Below are 21,808 nucleotides of genomic sequence, written 5' to 3'. Positions count from 1 at the left end.
CATCTGGTCACAGGAAATTGACATGGCAAAGGATACATCGTCGAAGTCATGTGCCGTCCCTGGTAGCGTTGGATGGCATAACAGTCAGGCATCAAGCTACTGGGATCGTATGCTGTCTATCGAAGAGGTTGCCTGTGTCCTGGGTGTCAGGATCACAGAGTTGAAGCATGCGGTGCAGCACAACCTGCCGCTGAAGGGGAAGAATCCGCCGGCCCTGAATCGTGTGACGAAAGGGAAGATGTACTTTGAAGGACGCGCGGTTAAAGCCTATATCGATAATTGATCAATACGATGTATTAGCAGATCGCCAAATGGCGATCTGAAGTGCACACCGAGCTCAAAATGATGGATAAGCTGACGGTGAGTGGGGCGGCAATTTCACCATCAATTACGGGATAAGTAGAGCGCAAAGATCGCCAGCACTGCGAAGAGATGAAGCGTAAACATCGGGAAGAAATTAGGCGAGAGAACGCCTAGGAATATGAGGAACGCGAACGCCACAAAACAGACATTGATCAGCAGATAAATAGGTATACTTGACCTGCCCCCGAAATATCTGTCCCCGAAATACCGTCTTATTTTTAATAGACTTGACCGCAAGAGTAGGGTCAGCTGATAGCTGTATTAGTTCAGACTTAATCTGACACCTGCCTAAAAAGGTAGCTGTAGACCTTACAAACAGCGACTGACGGCCGAATTCGTGTTCCAATTACTGCGATTGCGAGATACAGCAAAAATATAGACTGAGTTCAGGTTCCCCAAGTCCGTTACGTACAGCCCAACGCCCTCTCAGCCCTTTTCGTTACTGATCTATGCTATCGCGGTAACTAGCGTGCATAATTGTCAGCTGCATTCACACTAGCACTCCATAAACGGCTGATACGAAAAGGGAACTTTCGAATATATGCTGGTCTACAACGCCACCAAACAGCAATTCATTGATGACGTGCGAGCCAACATCATCACCGACGCCATAGAGAATGAGGTTGCGCGCAAGTTGAACCGCAACTCTCCTCGCAATGAGGTGACGTCTTGGGAGAACTCCCTTCGCTTCATGATGAGCGTGCTGCTTGATGAGGGGATTCCCGCATCGGCAGGGGTGGCTATCGAGTACAATATTCCGCTGACTAACCGCCGTGTAGACTTCATCCTCACCGGCAAGAATCACCAGCGTGACGATTCCGCTGTCATTGTGGAATTGAAACAATGGCAGTCCGTTGAGGTGACGAAAAAAGATGCCATTGTGCGTACTCAGTTGGGTTCCGGTATTCGCGAAACCAACCATCCCTCCTATCAGGCGTGGTCCTATGCGGCGCTAATCGAAGATTACAACGAGACAGTGCGCTCCGAGTCAATCCGCCTTGTGCCCTGTGCCTACCTTCACAACATGAAGCAGGCAGATGCCATCAATGACCCCTTCTACGAACACCATACCCGCCGTGCCCCGGTTTTCATTTCCCGCGATGCGATGCTGCTTTCCGAGTTCCTGAGCCAGCATATCAAGTACGGTGACAGTAGCAACATCATGTATCGCATCGAGCATGGTGTGATCAAACCGAGCAAAAATCTGGCGGATGCTCTGGTGTCGATGATGCAGGGTAATGGCGAGTTTGTGATGATTGATGACCAGAAACTGGTTTATGAAACCGCGATTGACCTTGCCCACCGAGCGACCAATGGCAACAAACAGTGCCTTGTCGTCAAGGGTGGGCCTGGAACCGGTAAGTCTGTGGTGGCTATCAACCTGCTGGTAGAGCTGACCAGCCGGGAGATGATGACACAGTACGTGTCACGCAACTCCGCCCCACGTGAGGTCTTCAAGAAGAAGCTGACGGGCAGCCGCAAGAAGACACACATCGATAATCTGTTTAAGGGCTCGGGAAGCTATGTGAATGCGGCGCCTGATACCTTCCACGCTCTTATCGTGGACGAAGCGCACCGACTGAATGAAAAGTCCGGCATGTACCAGAACATGGGGGAGAGCCAGATCAAGGAGGTGATCTTGGCGTCACGTTTTTCAATTTTTTTCATTGATGAAGCGCAGCGGGTGACCATGAAAGATGTGGGCACGGTCGAAGAAATCAGACGTCGAGCAGAGGAATGCGGGGCCGATGTGCAAGAACTTGATCTGGTTTCCCAGTTTCGCTGCAACGGCTCCGATGGCTACCTGGCCTGGCTTGATCACGCGCTCCAGGTTCGCACCACGGCCAACACCGACCTTGACGACATCGATTACGACTTTCGGGTATTTGACGATCCCAGCGCTTTGCGGCGAGCCATTCTTGAAAAGAACCGCACGGCCAACAAGGCACGTATGGTGGCGGGGTACTGCTGGCCCTGGGCGAGCAAGAAGGACAAGCAGGCCATGGACATTGTCTTTCCCGATCATGGCTTCGCTGCCCAGTGGAACCTGGATGACGATGGCATGCTCTGGGCCATCGCCGATCAATCAGTCGAACAGATAGGTTGCATCCACACCTGTCAGGGCCTGGAGTTCGACTACGTCGGCGTCATTATTGGAGACGACTTCGTGATTCGAGATGGCCGCGTGGTGACCAATGCGGAGAAGCGTGCACGGCAGGACCGGTCTGTTCATGGCTACAAGATAATGCACAAGAACGAGCCTGCGCATGCTAGAGCCCTGGCCGACCAGATCATCAAGAACACCTACCGTACGCTGATGACTCGTGGACAGAAGGGCTGTTACGTCTACGCAACCGATCCCGAAACACGTAAGTACTTCGCGGACTTTGTCCGCTCCCGGGCAGAGGTCGAGCGTCCAGTCGTAAGCGAGAAAAGTGGATCTCTGAATGGCCTGAACCTCCCCATCGTGTCGCGGGAACAGGCAGAGCCATTTGAGCGTCATGTGCCGGTGTACGACCTGAGCATTGCCGCTGGTGATTTCAGCGAGATGCAGGTCGCTGAAGCCGAGCACTGGGTCGAACTGCCGGACTTCATGCGGGCAAGCCCAGGCCTGTTCGTCAGCCGGGTAGTAGGTGAGTCAATGAACCGGCGCATCCCCAACGGCGCCTGGTGTCTGTTCCGCGCAAATCCTGGCGGCACGCGGCAAGGAAAGATCGTTGTGGTACAGCATCGATCCATCGAGGACCCGGACCATGGCGGTAGTTTCACGGTCAAGCTGTACCAGAGCGAGAAGATCGAAGAATACGGCGAGTACGTCAATCAGCGCATCGTACTGAAGCCCCAAACCAATGCCTTCGGCTACCGGGACATAGTGCTCGAAGACGAGTTGGAGGATCTGAAAGTCATCGGTGAATTTCTCTCCGTGCTGTAAGACCCTCTGGCCTCGCTGAGTGATTCAGTTGGATTCAGGCTGGATACTAAGTAGCAGAGCAGGCATGCTCACAGCAATTCGATACAACCGAACCAAGTGAGTCCGTTATGTCAGATCCGTTCAAGCAGCTTCACGACGCCATGGACCAGTTCGCCAACGAGCGAGACTGGGATCAGTTCCATTCGCCCAAGAACCTCGCCATGGCACTGACGGTAGAGGCGGCAGAGCTACAAGAGTGCTTTCAGTGGCTCACTGAGGAGCAATCGAAAGAGCTGGACGAGAAGCAGTTATCCGCCGTCCGTGACGAGATTGCCGATGTCCAGCTCTACTTGATTCGGCTAGCTGGAAAGCTGAACGTAGATATTGAACAGGCTTGTTGGGATAAAATGGAAAAAAACGCAGAAAAATACCCCGCAGAGCAAGTGAAAGGGAGTGCGCAAAAGTACACTCGATATCAAAAGCATAATGAGCTGTAATTCCGCCGATCAAGCATCGGATTTACTCGAACGAATCCGTCGTCCTGAACCGCCAAGTGTGCATAAACACTGGACGACTTCCAGTCGGCCGGTTGCCGACACAACCGCGCCATAATTGGATTACGCTCAACGTTGCGTACAGTTGCCAGCAAGTACTGTTTGTCCATGACGAATGAGTGCAATCGATCCTGCCACAGTGCCCCACCAACCCTGCTGAAAATGCACATGATGTGTATAACGCCGGTGAGCCTCGCCTAGCGCAGCGGGAAGGTCATCTTCCCGCTTGACACCATGACTAGCTCAACGTGGTGTAACCCTCCCTTAAAATCGGACCAGCCAAAGCTAGAGTTCTCCGGCATACTTCAACAATGCTGATGGAGAACACACGATGCGGAAGTCACGCATCACCGAGTCACAGATTGTTCAGATCCTGAAGTCCGATTACCAATTCCATCCTCGTACCTTTCTTAGGACGTTACGGCGAGTTGAATTGCTTGTCAGCTTGCCAAAACTTTCGGCATTTTGCGACTGGATTATCAGTGAAGCCCATACAGGATAGGCTTTGGTGATTTTGCATCAATGCCACATGGCAAGCACGATGATTCAAGGCTCGGCATCGTTCCGTTGGAGCGGGCCGATCAGATATGGTCGCGAAAGCGGCAGTGGCGCGATGAGTATCGAGTAGGAATTGCAATGAACCTGTAATCTCGCATCTTCCCCTGTACCTTGGGAAATAAACCCTGGGGGATGAACCTTGTGGATCAATGCAATAGACACGCCTAATCTTGCGGGGGCAAAATCGTGGCCAGAAAAGCCCATCAGGCCTTTTTATAGGGGTTGGGTAGCTTGATATTGAACTGAATCGCCAGGGCGCGTAGTACAAAAGCGACCAGGAATCCGCCGAGCAAGTCAAAATTCTCGGGAAGACTCAGGTAGTTGAGACTGAGATACGCAACTGAGCCGGCCAGTGCTGTGGTGATATAAAGCTCTTCGTTCATCAGTGTCAGGTTGCTGCCGCAGAGCACATCGCGTGCGATGCCGCCAAAAGTCGCCGTCATGACCCCCATGCAGATGGCAATCAGTGGCGATGTGCCAAAATCCAGCGCGATTTTTATTCCAACCACCGAAAACAGCGCCAATCCGACTGCATCCATCCAGACCAGCGCACGCGATAGCGAGGCCAGCTTGGGCGCCACGAAGTAGGTCGCCGCTGAGGAGACCAGGCAGACCAGTATCCAGACGGGCTCGCGAATCCAGAATACCGGTACGTCTCCCAGCAGTACATCTCGAAGCGTACCACCGCCGATCCCCGTCGCCGTGCCGATCAGCATAAAGCCGAGGATATCCATTCTGTGGCGGGCCGCATCAAGAGCACCGGAAATGGCAAAAACTGCTACAGCAGCCAAGCTCATCATGTTCACCGCAGCGCTAATATCAAATGGCATCGTTATATCCAGTCTATTGTTGTATTCGTCAACAACCTGGCAGCTGTCGGCAGTGTGCTGTTTCGCTCTTGAAGGTGCATATAGCGAGTCGCTAAGGGGCTGGCTACAAGGCGCAGTTTTGACGATATAGTGGGCCTATGTCGAGAAAATGCAACACCGCGGACGGCCCCTGGGTGTCTCGCCCGTAGGGAGCTGATGCCGATCGCAACGTACTGCCAGCACAAGGACTTGAACAACCGTGCTGAGATCGCCCGTCAGCCGGCCCGTAACGGAAACACCAGATGCGAGTTTTCAAGCCCGTAATCCATGCCCATCGGTTTTTCTCCACTCCTGGTCCCGTCAACAATCCGTTCCGGCCACGCTGCCATCGGATGACCGCCTCCGCCCGTGAAGACGTGCTCCAGTGGTGCCGTTCAGGCTCCTGTGATTGCCCGTTAAGGGCTATTTGGAGGAGTCTCATCGAACAGATAGGTTGATGGTTGCACGCGAAGCCTTGCGCCGACAGATATTCGAGTACATTGAACTGGACTATGAAAGCTCATCGTGTTGATTTTCTCCAAAGAGCGGCGGGCAGGATGTGTCTTACAGCATACTAAAATGCGTGTGTTGTCTGCGGACAACGGCTGGCTGGCGCTGTAAATATTCGGGAATGGCGGGGGCAGGATTCGCTGTCGGCGTGGTTCGCTACAATATACTGCTCCCATGCAGGAACGCTGGATGTTTAATCCTCGACTTCTTCCTACTTCGCATCAAAGGACTATGAAACATGGCTGCAACCCTGGGTATTATCGGCGCCGGTCATCTCGCCAGTTACACCGTCGCCGGGCTGCGTAATGGCGGCGACAAGCGCCGCATCGTCGTTTCGCCTCGCAACCGCGAGGTTGCGGCCCGCCTCGGGCGCGAATACGACTGCGAGGTAATGCCATCCAACCAGGCGGTGATCGACAGCGCTGACTGGATACTGCTCGCCGTGCGTCCCGAGTTCCTTGATGCGGTGCTTGACGAGTGCGACTTTCGTGCCGATCAGCTGGTCATTTCCTGTATCGCCGGCGTTGGCAGCGAGCGGTTCGCAGGCCTTTCCATACGCCTGGTTCGCGCGATGCCGCTGTCCTGTGCCGAGTTCGGTGCCGGTGCCGTCCCGGTATTTCCTCCCAGCACCGAGGTCGAAGGGCTGTTCGGTTGCCTGGGTTCGGTGATCGCGCTTGATAGTGAGGAGCAGTACGAGCTGGCGACCATCGCCGCCTGCTACAACGGCTGGTTGATTGATCTCTTCGCGACGGTGAGTGACTGGCTGGAACAGCAGGGAATGGCGCCAGAAAAGGCTCGCGCCTTGACGCTGAGTGCCAGCGCTGGCGCGGCGGCACTCGGTATGGGCAAGGTCGCGCCGAGCCTGCACGAGCTCAGCGCCGGAATCGCCACGCCCAATACCCTGACCCGGCTCGGGCTCGATCATCTTAATGACAGTGGCGCTTTCGAACGTTGGTCCGAGGCGTGCGAACTGTTGCGCCACCAGCTTGATACAGCGAATGCGGACGACTGACACGGGGGGCGATCACCCGGCGGGGCGATCTACGACATATCGGAGATTTCCCGTTCGATCATGCGCTTGATATGTGCCTCGTTTTCGATGGTGGTTTCACCGTCCTCACGCAGCGATTTCAGCAGTCCCACCATCATGGCCAGCAATACGAAGCTGAAGGGCAGGGCGCCGGCGATCGACGCCGCCTGCAGCGAGCGCAGCGCTTCGTCACCGCCGAGCAGCAACACGATCAGCGTGACGGCACCCAGTACCGTGCCCCAGATAATACGCTGCTGCACCGGGGGACGGCGGCCGAATGCCAGCAGGCGTCCCAGTACCAGTGTGCCCGAGTCGGCGGATGTGACGAAGAAAATGACCACCACCACCAGGGCGGCAATCTTTGCCAGCGTTGCGGTGGTACCGGGCGTCAGTACGTCGAAGGCGTTATAGAGTGTGCCGGCGTAGTCCCAGTTGTTGACCGCGGTGTCGTAGATCAGCATGTCGTCCCCGTAGATCGACTCGTGAATGCCGGCGGAGCCAATCACTCCGAACCAGACCAGTGCGACGATCGACGGGATGAACATGACACCGAGCATGAATTCGCGAATGGTGCGGCCACGGGAGATGCGCGCGATGAACATGCCGACGAAGCCGGCCCAGGCGATCCACCAGCCCCAGTAGAATATGGTCCAGCCGCCCTGCCATACGCGCTCCTCGGGGCTGCGTGCGGTCCAGAGTGTCATCGAGACGGCATCGGAGACGTAGTCGCCCAGCGCGGTGATCGTGCTGGCAATCATGTAGTTGGTGTTACCGGCCAGCAGGAAGTAGGACAGGATCGCGATACAGATCCAGGTGTTCAGTGTCGACAGCCGCTTGATACCCTTGGCAACACCGCTGGTTGCCGAGGCAGTAGCGATGATGGTGATGAAGGTGATCGAGAGAATGGTGACGGTCTGGGATTTTTCCGCCAGCACGCCCAGCGAGACCAGGCCGGATCCGATCTGCTCCACGCCAAGGCCAAGGGTTGTGGCGATACCGAAGATGGTGCCGAACACGGTCAGAATGTCGACGGTATGACCGATAGGGCCGTAGATCTTGTTACCAATCAGCGGGTAGAGCGCGGAGCGCATCGACAGCGGCAGGCCCTTGCGGAACGCGAAGTACGCCAGCGACAGGCCCACGACACCGTACATGGCCCAGGCGACGGTACCCCAGTGGAAAATCGTCAGCTTGAGACCGCCCGCGGCGGCTTCGGCGACCAGGTCGCTGGGAATCGGGAAGCCCGCATCACCGGGCCGCAAACCGGCTTCCAGTGCCGTCTTTTTCGCCTCGAAGAAGGCCGCGACGGCAGTCTTGACCTCATGGCTGAGGAAAGGGTTGCCGCCACTCCAGGGACTGGCGAAATGAATCATCGGCTCGGACATTGAAAAGAACAGCATGCCAGCGCCTGTGCCGCAGCCGAAGAGCATGGAAAACCACGCAAAATTGCTGAACTCGGGTCTGTCGTCGTCGCGCCCGAGCCGAATGCGGCCGGCTCGCGAGAAGGTCACGTACATGCAGACCAGAAAGGCCAGAAACATCATCAGAACGTAATACCAGCCCAGGGTACTTTCGATCCAGCCCTTCAGCCCCAGAAACTGTTCACTGGCGGCCTTGCCGAGCAACACCGCGTACAGAATAAAGAACAGGGTCATGGTAATGGCGGTGATGCCGAGGGTCGAATTAAGCCCCTTCAATACACCTCTTTGTTCGATAAGTTCGTCGATTTTTTCATCTGAAAGCATGCTTTTTCCTTAATTGATAATTGATCAATTCGGTCCTGAAAGTTTTGTTCTTGTTGGCGGTGTCGCTGTTGTTCTTTTTTAACCGCTGATGTGTTGCAGCGTTGGGGGCAATTACACGGACCCTCAGCCGTCGGGGGGTGGTATCAAAACGGCTCGCGTTCGGATGGTCTTTGTAGAAAACGCATGCTAGGTTGTGCGTTTATGTTATTCAAGCGACTTATTTTAGCAATCTTGATAAGCAGAGCTAATACATAGCATGAAGTCCGACCTGCCTCCGCTGAACTGGCTCAAAACATTCGAAGTTGCCGCACGGCTGCTCAATTTTAGTGCGGCGGGTCGGGAGCTGAATATGACGCAGTCCGCGGTCAGCCAGCAGATTCGCCTGCTGGAGCATCATCTCGGCGAACCGCTGTTCAATCGCCAGCACCGTCGTGTAACCCTCACCAACAGCGGCATGGCCTACCTGCCGGTGGTTCAGAGTGCCATTGAGCGGCTGCAGCGCAGTACCGTCGATATCTTCGCGCCGATCTCGAAAGGCCAACTGGTGCTCGAAGTGAACATGGCGTTCGCCTGGGGCTGGCTGGCGCCGAGGCTGAATGGCTTTTGCAGCCGCTATCCGGGCCTGGGGGTTCAGCTGTACCATTCAAACTGGGAGCGTGATTGGGGCAGCCAGGGCATCGACATCGCCATTCGGCACGGTGATGGTGATTGGCCCGGCTATGTTACCCGGCCACTGCTGAGGCCGCAGTTGAAACCCTATTGTGGTTCGCAACTGGCGCGGCTGATTCAGGAGCCCGTCGATCTGCTGTCACTGCCGCTGATCGAAGTGATCGGCACTCGACGAAGCTGGAAGGACTGGTTCGAGTGTGCTGGCATCGCAGACCCCGGCACGGTGCTCAAGCACAAGGTCGATAGCGTCGCGATGGCGATTCAGATGGCGCAGTCGGGGCTGGGCGTGTTCCTGGGCTACGAGGATTTCATCGCTGCCACGCGTTTCAACAACTATTTGGCGGCGCCTTTTGATATCAGCGTCGAAACGCCAGACAACTATTACCTGATCTACAGCGATAGCCGACCGCTGTCCAAGTCTGCGGCCGTCTTTGAGGAGTGGTTTTTACAGGAGATGCAGCTCACCTGATTCTGGGTGATACGCGGCTGAACCGTGGCCACCGATATGTCAATGCCGAGTGGGCATTGCGTCATCCCGAGCGGCGGGGAAACGCAGGCCGCGGCCTCATTCATCCTCGCGTTGCTGGGGGCTTGTCGCGCTGCAGCAATACCTTTCACCTTTCACCTTTCACCTTTCGCCTTTCGCCTCTCACCTATCACCTCTCGCCATTCGGGTACGTCCCCGTCGAGATTTTCAATCCGCGCTGCCTGGATTCGGTCTAACGCACGCTTCGAACGCCTGCCATGTTGCCAGCAGCGGCTGTGCTTTTCTTGTTGGCATAAGAAATTCTAATGTCTGGCATTAGTGTGGAGCTAGTTTACAGCATCAGTGATGCCGGGCAGTATCGGGATGAAACGCGGGTAACTGACATTAAAAATTTTAAGGTTTATGCCCGCCCGAAGTCTTTGCAGGAGTCCCTATGAGCAGCACCCAGCCCAACATTCTTTTCATCATGGCTGACCAGCTGGCAGCGCCAGTACTGCCAATCTACAATCCGCAATCGGTCGTCAAAACGCCTCACCTGAATGCGCTGGCTGAGCAGGGTGTGGTGTTTGATTCGGCCTACTGCAACAGCCCGCTCTGCGCCCCGTCGCGCTTTGTTCTGATGACCGGCCGCCTGCCGTCCAAGATAGGTGCATACGACAATGCGGCGGAACTGCCGGCCGATATTCCAACCTTTGCCCATTATTTGAGGGATGGCGGCTACCGCACGGCGCTGTCCGGCAAGATGCACTTTTGTGGCCCGGACCAGCTGCACGGTTTTGAGGAACGTCTGACCAGCGATATCTACCCGGCGGATTTCGGCTGGTTCGTGAACTGGGACGAATTCGACAAGCGCCCGAGCTACTACCACAACATGTCATCGATCACTGATGCCGGCACCTGCGTGCGCAGCAACCAGCTGGATTTTGACGACGAGGTGGTGTTCAACGCCAAGCGTTACCTGTTCGACCACGTTCGCGGCAGTGACCCGCGCCCGTTCTGCCTGACCGTGTCCATGACCCATCCCCACGATCCGTACGCCTGCACCCAGGAATACTGGGACCGCTACGAGGATGTCGACATCGATATGCCCTCGGTAGCGATCGCGCCGAAGGATCAGGACCCGCACTCCAAACGCCTGCAGTTCGTTTACGAGGCCGACAAGACCGAGGTGACCGAGGCGCAGATTCGTAACGCCCGTCGGGCCTACTACGGCAACATCAGCTACGTCGACGACAAAATCGGCGAGCTGCTGAAAACACTGAAGGAAACCGGGCTGGACCAGAATACGATCATTGTGTTTTCCGGCGACCATGGCGACATGCTGGGTGAGCGGGGCCTCTGGTACAAGATGAGCTGGTTCGAGTCGTCCGCCCGCGTACCCATGATCGTGCATGCTCCGGAGCGCTTCGCACCGGGCCGGGTCAGCGCCAGTGTCTCGACGATGGACCTGCTGCCGACCTTCATCGAACTGGCCCAGGGTGGCAAGGCGGCGCAAACCGTCACTCCGGTCGAGGGACGCAGTCTGCTTCCCCACCTGACTGGCGGACAGGGGCACGATGAAGTCATCGGCGAGTACATGGGCGAAGGCGCGATTGCACCGCTGGTGATGATTCGCCGCGGCGACCTGAAGTTCGTGCATTCGCCGGCTGATCCCGATCAGCTTTTCGACCTGAGCCGAGACCCGCAGGAACTCAGCAACCTGGTGGATGACCCTGAATATGCCGATCTGGCGGAAAAGTTCCGCCAGGAAGCAGCCGCGCGCTGGGATTTCGACAAAGTGACCGAGGATGTGCTCTGGAGTCAGCGTCGCCGCCGCCTGGTGGCCCGGTCATTGATGAAGGGCAAGGTTACGTCCTGGGATTTTCAGCCGTTCGTCGACGCCAGCCAGCAGTACATGCGCAACACCATTGACCTGGATGATCTCGAAGCGCGCTCGCGTTTTCCCCGGGTCAGCGACTGAGCAATAACGGGCAGCACCTCAATACGAAATCTAAGAGGACTCAAACGATGCACACTAACATGAAATCCTGTCTGGGGAGCGCCGTCCTGGCGGCCTCCCTGGTTGTCGCCGCCTCAGCCCAGGCGGGTGATGCCGAGCAGTGCAAGCTGGTGCGCTTTACCGACCCCGGCTGGACCGATATCAGCGTGACCAACGCGCTGGCATCCACGGTACTCGACGGGCTGGGTTACCAGACCTCCGTCGACCTGCTGGCGGTGCCGATCGGTTTCGAGAGCCTGAAGAAGAACGAGATCGACGTCTTTCTGGGCAACTGGATGCCGGCGCAGCAGGCGTTCATCGACAAGTACGGCAGCGATGTTGACAACATCCGCGCCAACCTCGAAGGCGCCAAGTTCACACTGGCAGTACCCAAGTATGCCTATGACGCCGGTGTGCAGAGCTTTGCCGACCTTGGTAAAAATGCCGACAAGTTCAGCCACAAGATCTACGGCATCGATCCGGGCGCGCCGGCCAATGGCCTGATTCAGAAGATGATCGATGCCGGCGAGTTCGGTCTAGACGGCTGGCGCCTGGTTGAATCCGGTGAGCAGGCAATGCTGAGCCAGGTTCGCCGGGCAGTGCGCAAGCAGGATTACATCGTCTACCTGGGCTGGGCGCCGCACCCGATGAACCTGCATGTCGACATGGCCTACCTCGCGGGTGGTGATGACTATTTCGGGCCCGATTACGGTGGCGCCACCATCCATACCCTGACCCGCAAGGGCTACCGGGAATACTGCCCGAACGTAGCTGCATTGCTAAACAACCTGCAGTTCTCGGTGGAGATGGAGAGCGCAGTGATGAGTGGCATTCTGGACGATGGCAAGGACGCGCCCGTCGCCGCGCGGGAATGGCTGGTGGCGAACCCCGATGTACTTAACAGCTGGCTCGGCGGCATCAGCACGCTGGACGGAAAGCCGGGCCTGGAGGCGGTCAAGCGTCACCTGGGTGTTAACGAAGGCTGAGACATTCGGCCTTGGCAGGTTGTTGCAAACCGACCTGCATGGCCAATCCAGCGTTAAAAATCCGCTCAAAATCCTCATTTACACACGGTAAACTGCGGCTTTTCGAGTATGTTTGCCTTGCCTAGGCTGCGTCGCCAGCGCTTTTCAACAGCCCGCTAAATACCCCCGGCCATTCTTCTGGCCGGGGTTCCACCGGCGGGCACCTCACGCCGCTTGTCGTGGTTACCGCGCGAATCAGGCCTGGCGATTGGCTTGCTGAGAAACCGTTGCTTTGTCACTCTTACACTAAAGTTCCTGGCATGAGCGTTAATGCGCCAGCGACAAATCGGGAGTAAGAATGCCACTCGTTCAACGTTTCAAGGCCAACCCGGTTGGACGCGATTTCGTGGTCGGCGATATTCATGGCTGGCTCAAGCCGCTGTGGGCTGAGCTGGAGGCTGTCGGCTTCGATCCGGCGGTGGATCGACTTTTCGCCGTCGGCGACTTGATCGACCGCGGCCCCCACTCGGTCGAGTGCCTGATGCTGACCCGCGAGCCCTGGTTCCATTCGACCCGCGGCAATCATGAGCAGTTTCTGTTCGACTGGCTATCCGATCCTGCAGGCTGCAATGTCGAAATCTGGCTGTGCAACGGTGGCCGCGCCTGGCTGGGCGATGATCCACAGCGTTTCTTTCAGCAGAATCCGCATGTGGCTGGCTATGTCCGCGAACTGGCGAATGAAATGCCCTGGGTGATCGAGCTGACACTGGCGGACGGGCGTCGCCTGGGTATCTCACACAGCAGCTTACCGGTAGACGACTGGCTCGAACTTGAAGTGCGGCTGCAGCATGATCAGGCCCTGCGTGATGCGATCATCTGGGACCGTCCGATCCATTCACCTGATTATGCTCGTCGCATCAAGGGTATTGATCTCACGGTACATGGCCATGTGATCGTGCCGCAGGTGATACAGCGGGGTAATGGTGTCTATATCGATACTGGAGCGGCGCTGCTGGGGCAGGGAACAGCCATGGCCAGCCACATAAGCCAGCCGCGTCTGACACTGGTGGAAATTGCCAGCTTGTTCGATATGCCTGAGCGCACACCTTGATCGAGCCGCGCCGGCGAAGGTCAATGCAAGGGCCTGTCTCGCTGAGTTCCGGGATCGCACTGCCTGCATAACGCCCCGTGCAGCCACGCCCGCTGTAACCCGGATGCCTCGAAAACGCTTGTCAATGCCCATGATTCGGTGGCGGCTAGCCGCCGCTGGCCAACCAGCATGGCACTGCTGAATCCCGCCTCGTTGTGTAACCGGTACAAGCAGCTGAAAGGCTGATCTGGGTCAACGCGAGTCCGGTTGGTTGGATACTGCCTGGAATCCGCTGGCCATCCTGTATTCTAATATCTTGGTAGCAGTGCACTTGACTTGTGAGTAGCTCATAGGTTTTAAGCTAGGGTCAAATGAATAGCGAGATTGCTGTTATGACCGTTAACGAGCTTGCCAGAAAGTTGAAAGTCGCACCGGACACGGTGCGCTATTACACCCGCATCGGTCTGCTTCAGCCCCGCAAGTCAGCCGACAACGGCTACCGCCATTACAGCGAGCGGGATGAAACCCGGCTACGATTCGCATCACGCGCCAAGCTGCTCGGCTTCACGCTGCGCGACATCCAGCAAATGCTCGAGCATGCCGACAGCGGTGAGTCACCCTGTCCGCTGGTCCGCAGCCTGATCGTGCAGCGGGTCGATGAGATGCGTGAACAACTGCGCGAAGCCCAAGCACTGTTCGAGCGTATGGAAAGCGCGCTTGAACAGTGGGACGAGATGCCCGATCAGGCCCCGTGCGGTGACATGATCTGTCATCTGATCGAATCCTGGAGCCCGGCCGGCGAAAATGCAGCAGCCGTGATCCGGCCGAAGAACGAGAATGGTTTCGACGACCATAACAGGGAGCCTCAAGCATGAAGCACAGATCCCATTGCCACGAACCCGGCCATGCGGCCAATACCGATCACGGCGGGACGCAAAAGAGTATTCATCTGGCGCTAACCGGCGCCTCCTGTGGCGGCTGCGCCGGAAAGATCGAAAAGGCGTTGCAGAGCGTGGACGGCGTCGAGTCCGCCCGCTTCAATCTGGCGGAGCGCAAAGCCGTAGTGAGCGGCCAGGTCGATGCCGGTGCGCTGATCCAGGCCGTCGAAGCGGCCGGTTACGGGGCGACTGAAATGACCGACGAGGAGCCGGCCGACTCGAAACTGATGCAGGAGGCCTCCTGCCATGAAGCCCAGACATCCAGCGACCCGTCGCCCGAGGCGAGCCAGGAGAGCGCAGTGCACCTGGCGGTAACCGGCGCCTCCTGTGGCGGCTGTGTCAGCAAGATCGAGAAGGCACTGCAGGGCGTGGACGGTGTCGAATCCGCCCGCTTCAACCTGGCCGAGCGCGAAGCCGTAGTGAACGGCGAGGTCGATGCGGGTGCGCTGATCCAGGCGGTCGAGGCCGCGGGGTATGGCGCCTCTGAAATGACCGACGAGGAGCCGTCCGGCTCGAGCATGACGCAGGAGGCTCCCTGCCATGAGGCCAAGGCCTCCAGCGACCCGTCGCTGAAGGCGAGCCAGGAGAGCCAGGAGAGCCAAGAGAGCCAGGAGAGCCAGGAGAGCCAGGAGAGCCAGGAGAGCCAGGAGAGCGCAGTGCACCTGGCCGTGACCGGCGCCTCCTGCGCCAGTTGCGTCAGCAAGATCGAGAAGGCTTTGAAGGGCGTGAACGGCGTAGATTCCGCGCGCTTCAATCTGGCCGACCGGGAAGCCGTGGTGCAGGGCAAGGTCGATGCCGGTGCGCTGATCCAGGCGGTTGAAGCCGCGGGGTACGGCGCCTCTGAAATCACCGACGAGGAGCAGGCATCGGAGGATAGGGAGAAGGCCGACGAGGCCTACTACCGCAAGCTGCTGCGGGAGATGACTGTCGCGCTGGCATTGGGCGTGCCGCTGATGGCCTACGGTGTGCTCGGCGGCGAGATGAACGTCGTGACCACCGGCGAGCGGCTGGTCTGGCTGGTGGTCGGTCTGTTGACGCTGGCGGTGATGATGTTCGCTGGCCGCCATTTCTATGTCGGTGCCTGGAAGTCCTGCAAGGCACACAGCGCCAACATGGACACCTTGATCGCGCTGGGAACAGGGACTGCCTGGGTTTACTCGATGGTGGTCGTGGTGGCGCCCGGTATCGTGCCTGAGCTGGCACGCCATGTCTATTTCGAGGCCACCGCGATGATCATCGGCCTGATTGATCTCGGTCTTGCGCTGGAGGTCAGGGCGCGGGGGCGCACCTCCCAGGCGATCAAGCGATTGCTGGGCTTGCGGGCCAAGACGGCACGCGTTATTCGGGACGGCAAGGAGCAGGATATACCGATCGGTGCGGTGCAGGTCGACGATATTGTCCGTGTCCGTCCCGGTGAAAAAATTGCAGTCGATGGTGTCGTTACCGAGGGCCATACCAGCATCGACGAGTCAATGCTGACCGGTGAGCCCATGCCGGTCGAGAAAGACGCCGACGACGAGGTGGTCGGCGGCACCCTCAACAAATCCGGCTCGATCCTCTACCGGGCGACCCGGGTCGGCAAGGAGACGGCGCTGGCGCAGATCATCGCGATGGTGAAGCAGGCACAGAACTCCCGCCCGCCGATCGGGCGCCTGGCGGATACGATCGCATCCGTATTCGTACCGGTGGTGATGATCATTTCAGTGCTGGCGGCCCTCGGCTGGTACAACTTCGGGCCGGTGCCCCAGGTGGCCTATATGCTGGTTACCGCGACCACGGTGCTGATCATTGCTTGTCCCTGTGCGCTGGGGCTGGCGACACCGATGTCGGTGATGGTTGGTGTCGGCAAGGCCGCCGAAGCCGGCGTGCTGATTCGAAACGGCCAGGCACTGCAGCAGGCCAGCAAGCTGAACACCATGGTGCTCGACAAGACCGGCACCATCACCGCCGGTCATCCAGAAGTAACGGAGGTGATTACCCGCAATGGTTTCGATGAAAGCGAACTGCTGCAGCTTGCGGCCAGCCTTGAGGCAGGTTCCGAACATCCGCTGGCCCAGGCCATTGTCGAATCCGCGCAGGAACGTGACCTGACCCTGGATTCGCTTGAGGGCTTCAATGCCATCGCCGGCCATGGTGTTGAAGGCTCGGTGAAGGGCCGAGCGTTGCTGTTCGGCAATTACAAGCTGATGCAGGATCACAATATCGATCTTGGCGACCTGCAGGCGAAGGCGCAGGAGCTGGCGGCCCAGGCCCGTACGCCGATGTATCTGGCGGTGGATGGTCAGGCAGGGGGGATTATCGCGGTGGCGGACCCGATCAAGGAGGATTCCGTCGCAGCCATCAAGCGGTTGCAGAGGCTGGGCCTTGATGTGGTGATGATCACCGGTGACAATGAGGCCACGGCGAAGGCCGTGGCGGACAAGGTCGGTATCAAGCACTACTTTGCTGAAGTCCTGCCCGATGACAAGCAGAAAAAGGTGGCGCAGTTGCAGGACGAGGGCAAACTGGTCGGCATGACCGGTGATGGCATCAACGACGCGCCGGCCCTGGCACAGGCTGATGTTGGTTTCGCCATCGGCACCGGTACCGACGTGGCGATCGAGAGTGCCGACGTCACGCTGATGCGCGGATCCCTGCACGGCATTGCCGATGCGATCGCGATCTCCAAAGCGACGCTGCGCAATATCAAGCAGAACCTGTTCGGTGCCTTCATCTACAACATACTGGGCATACCCTTCGCCGCCGGTGTGCTTTATCCCTTCGCCGGCATTTTGCTCAACCCCGTGATCGCCGGTGCGGCAATGGCGTTTTCGTCCGTGACCGTCGTGACCAATGCGAATCGTCTGCGCCTGTTCAAACCCCGGGAGGAATCCAAATGAGTATTCTCGTCAATCTGGTCGGGCTGGCACTGATCGCGTTGATCGTCTGGTGGTTCTGGCTGTACCGCCCGCAGGCGGCAGAAGCGGCGCTGGGGGCAGTGGCCATCACCGTCGATGATGGCGTCTACAGTCCCAGCCGGGTTCGCGTCAAACTCAACGAGCCGGTGACACTGCGGTTCCTGCGCAAGGACCCAAGTCCTTGTGCCGCCATGGTGATCTTCGACGATCTTGATATCAGCGAGGAACTGCCGGTCGACAGACCCAAGGAGATCAGCCTGAAGGTGGATAAGCCGGGTACTTATGCCTTTACCTGCCAAATGAAAATGTACCGCGGCGAACTGGTCGTCGAGTCTTAGGGAGGCGAATCATGCCCGATGAAAGACCCCCTTCATTCTGGATGAGCAGCCGTGGGCTTGTAGCCCTCGGCGCCATTGCCATCCTCGGTTACCTGCTGGTGATGGAGCATCGCCAGCATCTGGTGGAGTGGCTGCCGTACCTGATACTGCTGGCGTGTCCGCTGATGCATCTTTTCATGCATCACGGTCACGGCCACGGCCACAGGCCCCGTCGTCACGACGATGAGGGCCGTTAGGGCTCCAGACTGAAGGGGCCTGAGCTGAATTTGGGGAGCGCAGCGATGACGGAACACGATGCCTATGGATTATGGATGCTGGTGGTCCTTAACTCGGCCATCTTTATCTTTTTCGCGTTCAGTTTCACCAAACCGCGTACGCGGCTCGACTGGCGCAGCCTCGGCGCCTTTTCGGCTTTCGTCGTGGCGCTCTTTAGCGAGATGTACGGTTTTCCGCTGACCATTTACCTGCTGTCCGGCTGGCTGCAGAGCCTGTATCCGGAGCTAGACCTTTTCTCCCATGAGAGCGGTCACCTCTGGCATACGCTGCTGGGGATGGAGGGCGATCCGCACTTCGATGTTTTACATTTAGCCAGTAACCTGATGATTCTCGGTGGCTTTTTCATGCTGGCGTCGGCCTGGCATGTGCTGCACCGGGCGCAGCAGCAACACCGTCTCGCCACGACCGGCCTGTATGCCCGGATGCGTCATCCCCAGTATGCGGCCTTCATGCTGGTGATGTTCGGATTTTTGCTGCAATGGCCGACACTCCTGACCTTGATCATGTTTCCGGTTCTGGTGGTGGTCTACACTCGACTGGCCAAACGTGAAGAGGCGCAGGTGATACAGGAGTTCGGCGATGAATACCGGCGCTATCGGGCCAAAACGCCGGCCTTTGTCCCGCGGCTGCGGAATCAGGGCGGCGTAGCTTCGGGGCGAGGTTAGCCAGTCATACGTATTGGAGGGCGAGTATGTCCGAAATCATTCACAAGCCCGGTATTCACGAAGCCTTCCGGGTGAAGCGCCACCTGAAACTTCAATATCGGAATGATGACCGGGTTCACGTAATCATCGAGCAGATCCGCCAGCTTGATGGCGTCGATACGGTGGAACTTGATGGCGAAGCGCGGTGGCTAAACGTCGCCTACGACGCATCGAAGCTGCAGTTCGGGCAGCTCACGGACATGCTGCGCGAGCATGGCATCGAACCGGATCAGGGCTGGTGGGCGCGGCTCAGGGCGAGCTGGTACCGCTTTACGGATCAGAACATTCGGGATAATGCCCGACACGAGCCCCATTGCTGCAACAAGGCACCGTCGGGGAAGTAAAACGGTGCCTGATGCGGTGTTCTTTGCGACCCGGGACGTCGTTCCTGCTCGGTATCGCAAACGGGTTGGCAAACTATGATATTCACTTGGAGCATAAAGAAATGAAAGCACCTTCACTTTTTCTTACGCTGGCCCTGTCACTGGCCGCACCGCCGGCGCTGGCAGAGCAGGATCAAGACCACCAGGCCCACCATCCAGATGCCGCGGCGACGGATGAGGCGACAGCGATGCCGTCGCCCATGCAGCAGCGGCTTGATCATATGCAGGCGATCGTCGACCGGCTGGCGGAAACCGACGACCCGGCCAAACGCCGCGAACTGATGCAGGAATATCGCCAGACGATGCATGACACCCGGTCCATGATGGGCGCGATGTCAGGCGGTATGGGTATGCAGGGCAGTATGCCAGCTGGTAAGGGCGGTATGGGCATGATGGGTGGTGGTATGGGCATGATGGGGAGCGGCATGGGCATGATGGGCGGCCAGTCCGGCATGATGCCGATGATGCAGCGTATGGAACAGATGCAGGCAGGGATGGACGAGATAATGAAAACGGAAGATCCCGCCAAGCGACTCGAACTGATGAAGGAGACCCGCCAGCAGATGCACGATGCGATGGACATGATGCGTGACAAGCAACAGGGCAGCGGCATGGGAATGATGGCGGGTGGTATGGGCATGATGGACCATAAGGCACTGGTTCATGAAGGCATGATGGAGGCGTATCGACAGATGGACAGGCGGCTGGACCTGATGCAGCTAATGCTCGAACAGTTGATGGAACAACATCATTGAGCCATACATGACCGGAAAATCCTAAGTGCCGGGCAAGGCCGCTTTTCAAGCGAGCCCGGTGAGACCAAAAGAAACGTAACGGTCCTGCCATGCCTGTATAAGGCATACCCGTTGTATGCGATATATCCTGCGTTTCGGGACGCCCAAGAATAATAAGGAGACGTGAGGTGGCAAGAGAACTGGAGGGCAAGGTTGCTGCCGTTACGGGGTCTGCATCCGGTATTGGCCTGGCGAGCGCCGAAGCAATGTTGGCAGCCGGTGCACGTGTGGTGTTTGTCGATCGCGACGAAGCCGCGCTAAAGACCGTCTGCGCGAAGCATGGCGATGCGGCGATCCCGCTGGTTATTGATCTGCTCGACTTGACGAGCTGCGCCAGCATGATGTCACGAATATTGGAGAAGGCGGGCAAGCTCGATATATTCCATGCCAATGCCGGTCTCTATATTGGTGGAGACCTGGTCGATGCAGAAACCGATGCGATCGACCGCATGCTTAACCTCAATATCAATGTTGTGATGAAAAACGTCCATGATGTCCTGCCGCACATGATCGAGCGTGGTTGCGGCGACATTCTTGTCACCAGTTCACTGGCAGGGCACTACCCCACACCGTGGGAGCCGGTTTATGCATCATCGAAGTGGGCGATTCACTGCTTTGTCCAGACGGTCCGCCGCCAGGTTAACAAACATGGAATTCGCATCGGGTCGGTTTCGCCCGGACCTGTCATCGGCGCGCTGCTGGCTGACTGGCCCGAGGATAAACTGCAGGACGCGAAGGCGTCGGGCAGTCTGATCGAGGCCACTGAGGTCGCCGATACATTGATGTTCATGCTGACACGACCGCGCAACGTGACCATTCGGGATGTGGTGATCATGCCCTCCGGGTTTGACCTTTGAGGTTGATGTAACTGCTTTTGTCCGCCGCCACAGGCGGAGATGCAAAGCAAACAAGAAAGACGCCAGCAAGATAACCAGAAAATGGGTCGCCGCTTACACCGGTGCTCGCGTGCCCTTGGCGGGAGAAGGTGTACGGGTAAGTGCGGTGGCACCAGCCTGCGTCGATTCTCGATAACGGCGTCGTATCGCTCTCCATCATGAATAACTGTCTAGTCGCGATGCTGTCAGCGTCATCGATCTGCACGATGGTGGCAATTTCTTCATTGGTTAGGCTCTTTATGCAGTCGAGCAGGGCCTTGAGAAGCGGGTCGTTGACCCAGGTTATCGATACTTTGGTTCACCTTTGAGTGTTAACTGTTCTTGTTGTTGGTCGGCTGGTCACGGAGTAGCCAGAAAGCTGCCTTTTTTCCCTTTTTTGGCTATATTTTTAATAGGGATGTTGACTCTCCAGTGGGGGGATGTAGAATGTGCACCTCGCTTAGGGAGAGCGGCTTTAACGGCCCTCAAGCAGAGCGAGCAAGTCGGAAGTAAGTGGTTGATTTTCTTGCAAAGTTAACCGGCGTTATCGGCTTGTGAGTCACCCTGTTTTCCACGCGGCTTCGGCCACGAAAGTTGAAAAAAAGGGTTGACTTAAAACACTGAGTCGCTAGAATGTGCGCCTCACTTGAGACACGGGATCAGCGGTAACGGTCCTTGAGTCCAAACGCTCTTTAACAAATTGATCAGGTAATTCGTGTGGGCGCTTGTCAGGATAAGGCATAAAAGCTTTATCAAGGTAAGCAACCTTCATGTGAATTCATTTAAGTTGTTTTAGCTTGAGCAGATTTATCGATACTTCGGTATCTTGATTTTAAACTGAAGAGTTTGATCATGGCTCAGATTGAACGCTGGCGGCAGGCCTAACACATGCAAG

At 57.4% G+C, this 21,808-nt stretch carries 18 protein-coding genes; 16 read left to right on the top strand and 2 right to left on the bottom strand.

The genetic code is table 11. The features are described from left to right. Nucleotides 1–22: 22 nt before the first annotated feature. The 3 genes from F451_RS27855 to F451_RS0118825 all read left to right on the top strand — a co-directional run bounded on the left by F451_RS27855 (nucleotide 23) and on the right by F451_RS0118825 (nucleotide 3,771). On the top strand, nucleotides 23–283 hold the full coding sequence (locus F451_RS27855; RefSeq protein WP_156826558.1) for a hypothetical protein: 261 nt from the start codon (nucleotides 23–25) through the stop codon (nucleotides 281–283). Between the two features lie 621 nt (nucleotides 284–904). Next, entirely contained in the window at nucleotides 905–3,295 is a 2,391-nt protein-coding gene (locus tag F451_RS0118830) for a DNA/RNA helicase domain-containing protein (RefSeq protein WP_020682965.1), read from the top strand. 107 nt (nucleotides 3,296–3,402) lie between these two features. Then, complete coding sequence (locus tag F451_RS0118825; RefSeq protein ID WP_020682964.1) at nucleotides 3,403–3,771, top strand: nucleotide pyrophosphohydrolase; 369 nt, start codon at nucleotides 3,403–3,405, stop codon at nucleotides 3,769–3,771. Nucleotides 3,772–4,589: 818 nt separating this feature from the next. On the opposite strand, the gene F451_RS0118820 is transcribed toward F451_RS0118825, so the two are convergent. After that, nucleotides 4,590–5,216: a trimeric intracellular cation channel family protein gene (locus tag F451_RS0118820; RefSeq protein ID WP_020682963.1), complete on the bottom strand. Its 627-nt coding sequence runs from the start codon at nucleotides 5,214–5,216 to the stop codon at nucleotides 4,590–4,592. Between the two features lie 766 nt (nucleotides 5,217–5,982). On the opposite strand from F451_RS0118820, the gene F451_RS26050 reads away from it, so the two are divergent. Then, nucleotides 5,983–6,756: an NAD(P)-binding domain-containing protein gene (locus F451_RS26050; RefSeq protein ID WP_020682962.1), complete on the top strand. Its 774-nt coding sequence runs from the start codon at nucleotides 5,983–5,985 to the stop codon at nucleotides 6,754–6,756. Nucleotides 6,757–6,785: 29 nt separating this feature from the next. Here F451_RS26050 and F451_RS26045 read toward each other — a convergent pair whose 3' ends face one another. Beyond that, a complete protein-coding gene (locus F451_RS26045; RefSeq protein WP_020682961.1) occupies nucleotides 6,786–8,519 on the bottom strand; it encodes a BCCT family transporter in 1,734 nt (577 codons plus the stop codon). A 256-nt stretch (nucleotides 8,520–8,775) separates the two neighbouring features. On the opposite strand from F451_RS26045, the gene F451_RS26040 reads away from it, so the two are divergent. The 12 genes from F451_RS26040 to F451_RS0118750 all read left to right on the top strand — a co-directional run bounded on the left by F451_RS26040 (nucleotide 8,776) and on the right by F451_RS0118750 (nucleotide 20,895). Next, nucleotides 8,776–9,657: a LysR substrate-binding domain-containing protein gene (locus F451_RS26040; protein WP_020682960.1), complete on the top strand. Its 882-nt coding sequence runs from the start codon at nucleotides 8,776–8,778 to the stop codon at nucleotides 9,655–9,657. Between the two features lie 451 nt (nucleotides 9,658–10,108). Further along, on the top strand, nucleotides 10,109–11,635 hold the full coding sequence (gene betC / locus F451_RS0118800; RefSeq protein ID WP_020682959.1) for a choline-sulfatase: 1,527 nt from the start codon (nucleotides 10,109–10,111) through the stop codon (nucleotides 11,633–11,635). 47 nt (nucleotides 11,636–11,682) lie between these two features. After that, complete coding sequence (gene choX, locus F451_RS0118795) at nucleotides 11,683–12,639, top strand: choline ABC transporter substrate-binding protein (RefSeq protein WP_240476514.1); 957 nt, start codon at nucleotides 11,683–11,685, stop codon at nucleotides 12,637–12,639. 337 nt (nucleotides 12,640–12,976) lie between these two features. Beyond that, nucleotides 12,977–13,729: a metallophosphoesterase gene (locus F451_RS26035; protein ID WP_020682957.1), complete on the top strand. Its 753-nt coding sequence runs from the start codon at nucleotides 12,977–12,979 to the stop codon at nucleotides 13,727–13,729. Between the two features lie 371 nt (nucleotides 13,730–14,100). Then, the gene (locus tag F451_RS0118785; RefSeq protein ID WP_020682956.1) at nucleotides 14,101–14,583 is read left to right on the top strand and encodes a MerR family transcriptional regulator; all 483 of its coding nucleotides are present in this window, start codon (nucleotides 14,101–14,103) and stop codon (nucleotides 14,581–14,583) included. Next, a complete protein-coding gene (locus tag F451_RS26030) occupies nucleotides 14,580–17,525 on the top strand; it encodes a heavy metal translocating P-type ATPase (RefSeq protein ID WP_020682955.1) in 2,946 nt (981 codons plus the stop codon). The genes F451_RS0118785 and F451_RS26030 overlap by 4 nt, the downstream gene beginning before the upstream one ends. Beyond that, the gene (locus tag F451_RS0118775) at nucleotides 17,522–17,881 is read left to right on the top strand and encodes a cupredoxin domain-containing protein (RefSeq protein WP_020682954.1); all 360 of its coding nucleotides are present in this window, start codon (nucleotides 17,522–17,524) and stop codon (nucleotides 17,879–17,881) included. Before F451_RS26030 ends, F451_RS0118775 begins: the two co-directional genes overlap by 4 nt. 11 nt (nucleotides 17,882–17,892) lie before the next feature. Beyond that, nucleotides 17,893–18,117 carry a DUF2933 domain-containing protein gene (locus F451_RS26025; RefSeq protein ID WP_040880193.1) on the top strand — a complete coding sequence of 75 codons (225 nt, stop codon included), beginning with the start codon at nucleotides 17,893–17,895 and terminating at the stop codon, nucleotides 18,115–18,117. Between the two features lie 45 nt (nucleotides 18,118–18,162). Next, nucleotides 18,163–18,822 (top strand): methyltransferase family protein, encoded by a 660-nt coding sequence (locus tag F451_RS0118765; RefSeq protein WP_040880192.1) that lies wholly within the window; start codon nucleotides 18,163–18,165, stop codon nucleotides 18,820–18,822. A 26-nt stretch (nucleotides 18,823–18,848) separates the two neighbouring features. Continuing rightward, entirely contained in the window at nucleotides 18,849–19,205 is a 357-nt protein-coding gene (locus F451_RS0118760; protein ID WP_020682951.1) for a hypothetical protein, read from the top strand. Nucleotides 19,206–19,306: 101 nt separating this feature from the next. Next, nucleotides 19,307–19,999 carry a hypothetical protein gene (locus tag F451_RS26900; protein ID WP_020682950.1) on the top strand — a complete coding sequence of 231 codons (693 nt, stop codon included), beginning with the start codon at nucleotides 19,307–19,309 and terminating at the stop codon, nucleotides 19,997–19,999. 167 nt (nucleotides 20,000–20,166) lie between these two features. Then, nucleotides 20,167–20,895 (top strand): SDR family oxidoreductase, encoded by a 729-nt coding sequence (locus tag F451_RS0118750; protein ID WP_020682949.1) that lies wholly within the window; start codon nucleotides 20,167–20,169, stop codon nucleotides 20,893–20,895. Nucleotides 20,896–21,808: the final 913 nt, after the last annotated feature.

The sequence above is a fragment of the Marinobacterium rhizophilum DSM 18822 genome, assembly GCF_000378045.1.
Lineage (GTDB): Bacteria > Pseudomonadota > Gammaproteobacteria > Pseudomonadales > Balneatricaceae > Marinobacterium_A > Marinobacterium_A rhizophilum.
This window is presented reverse-complemented; position numbering and strand designations above follow the sequence as displayed.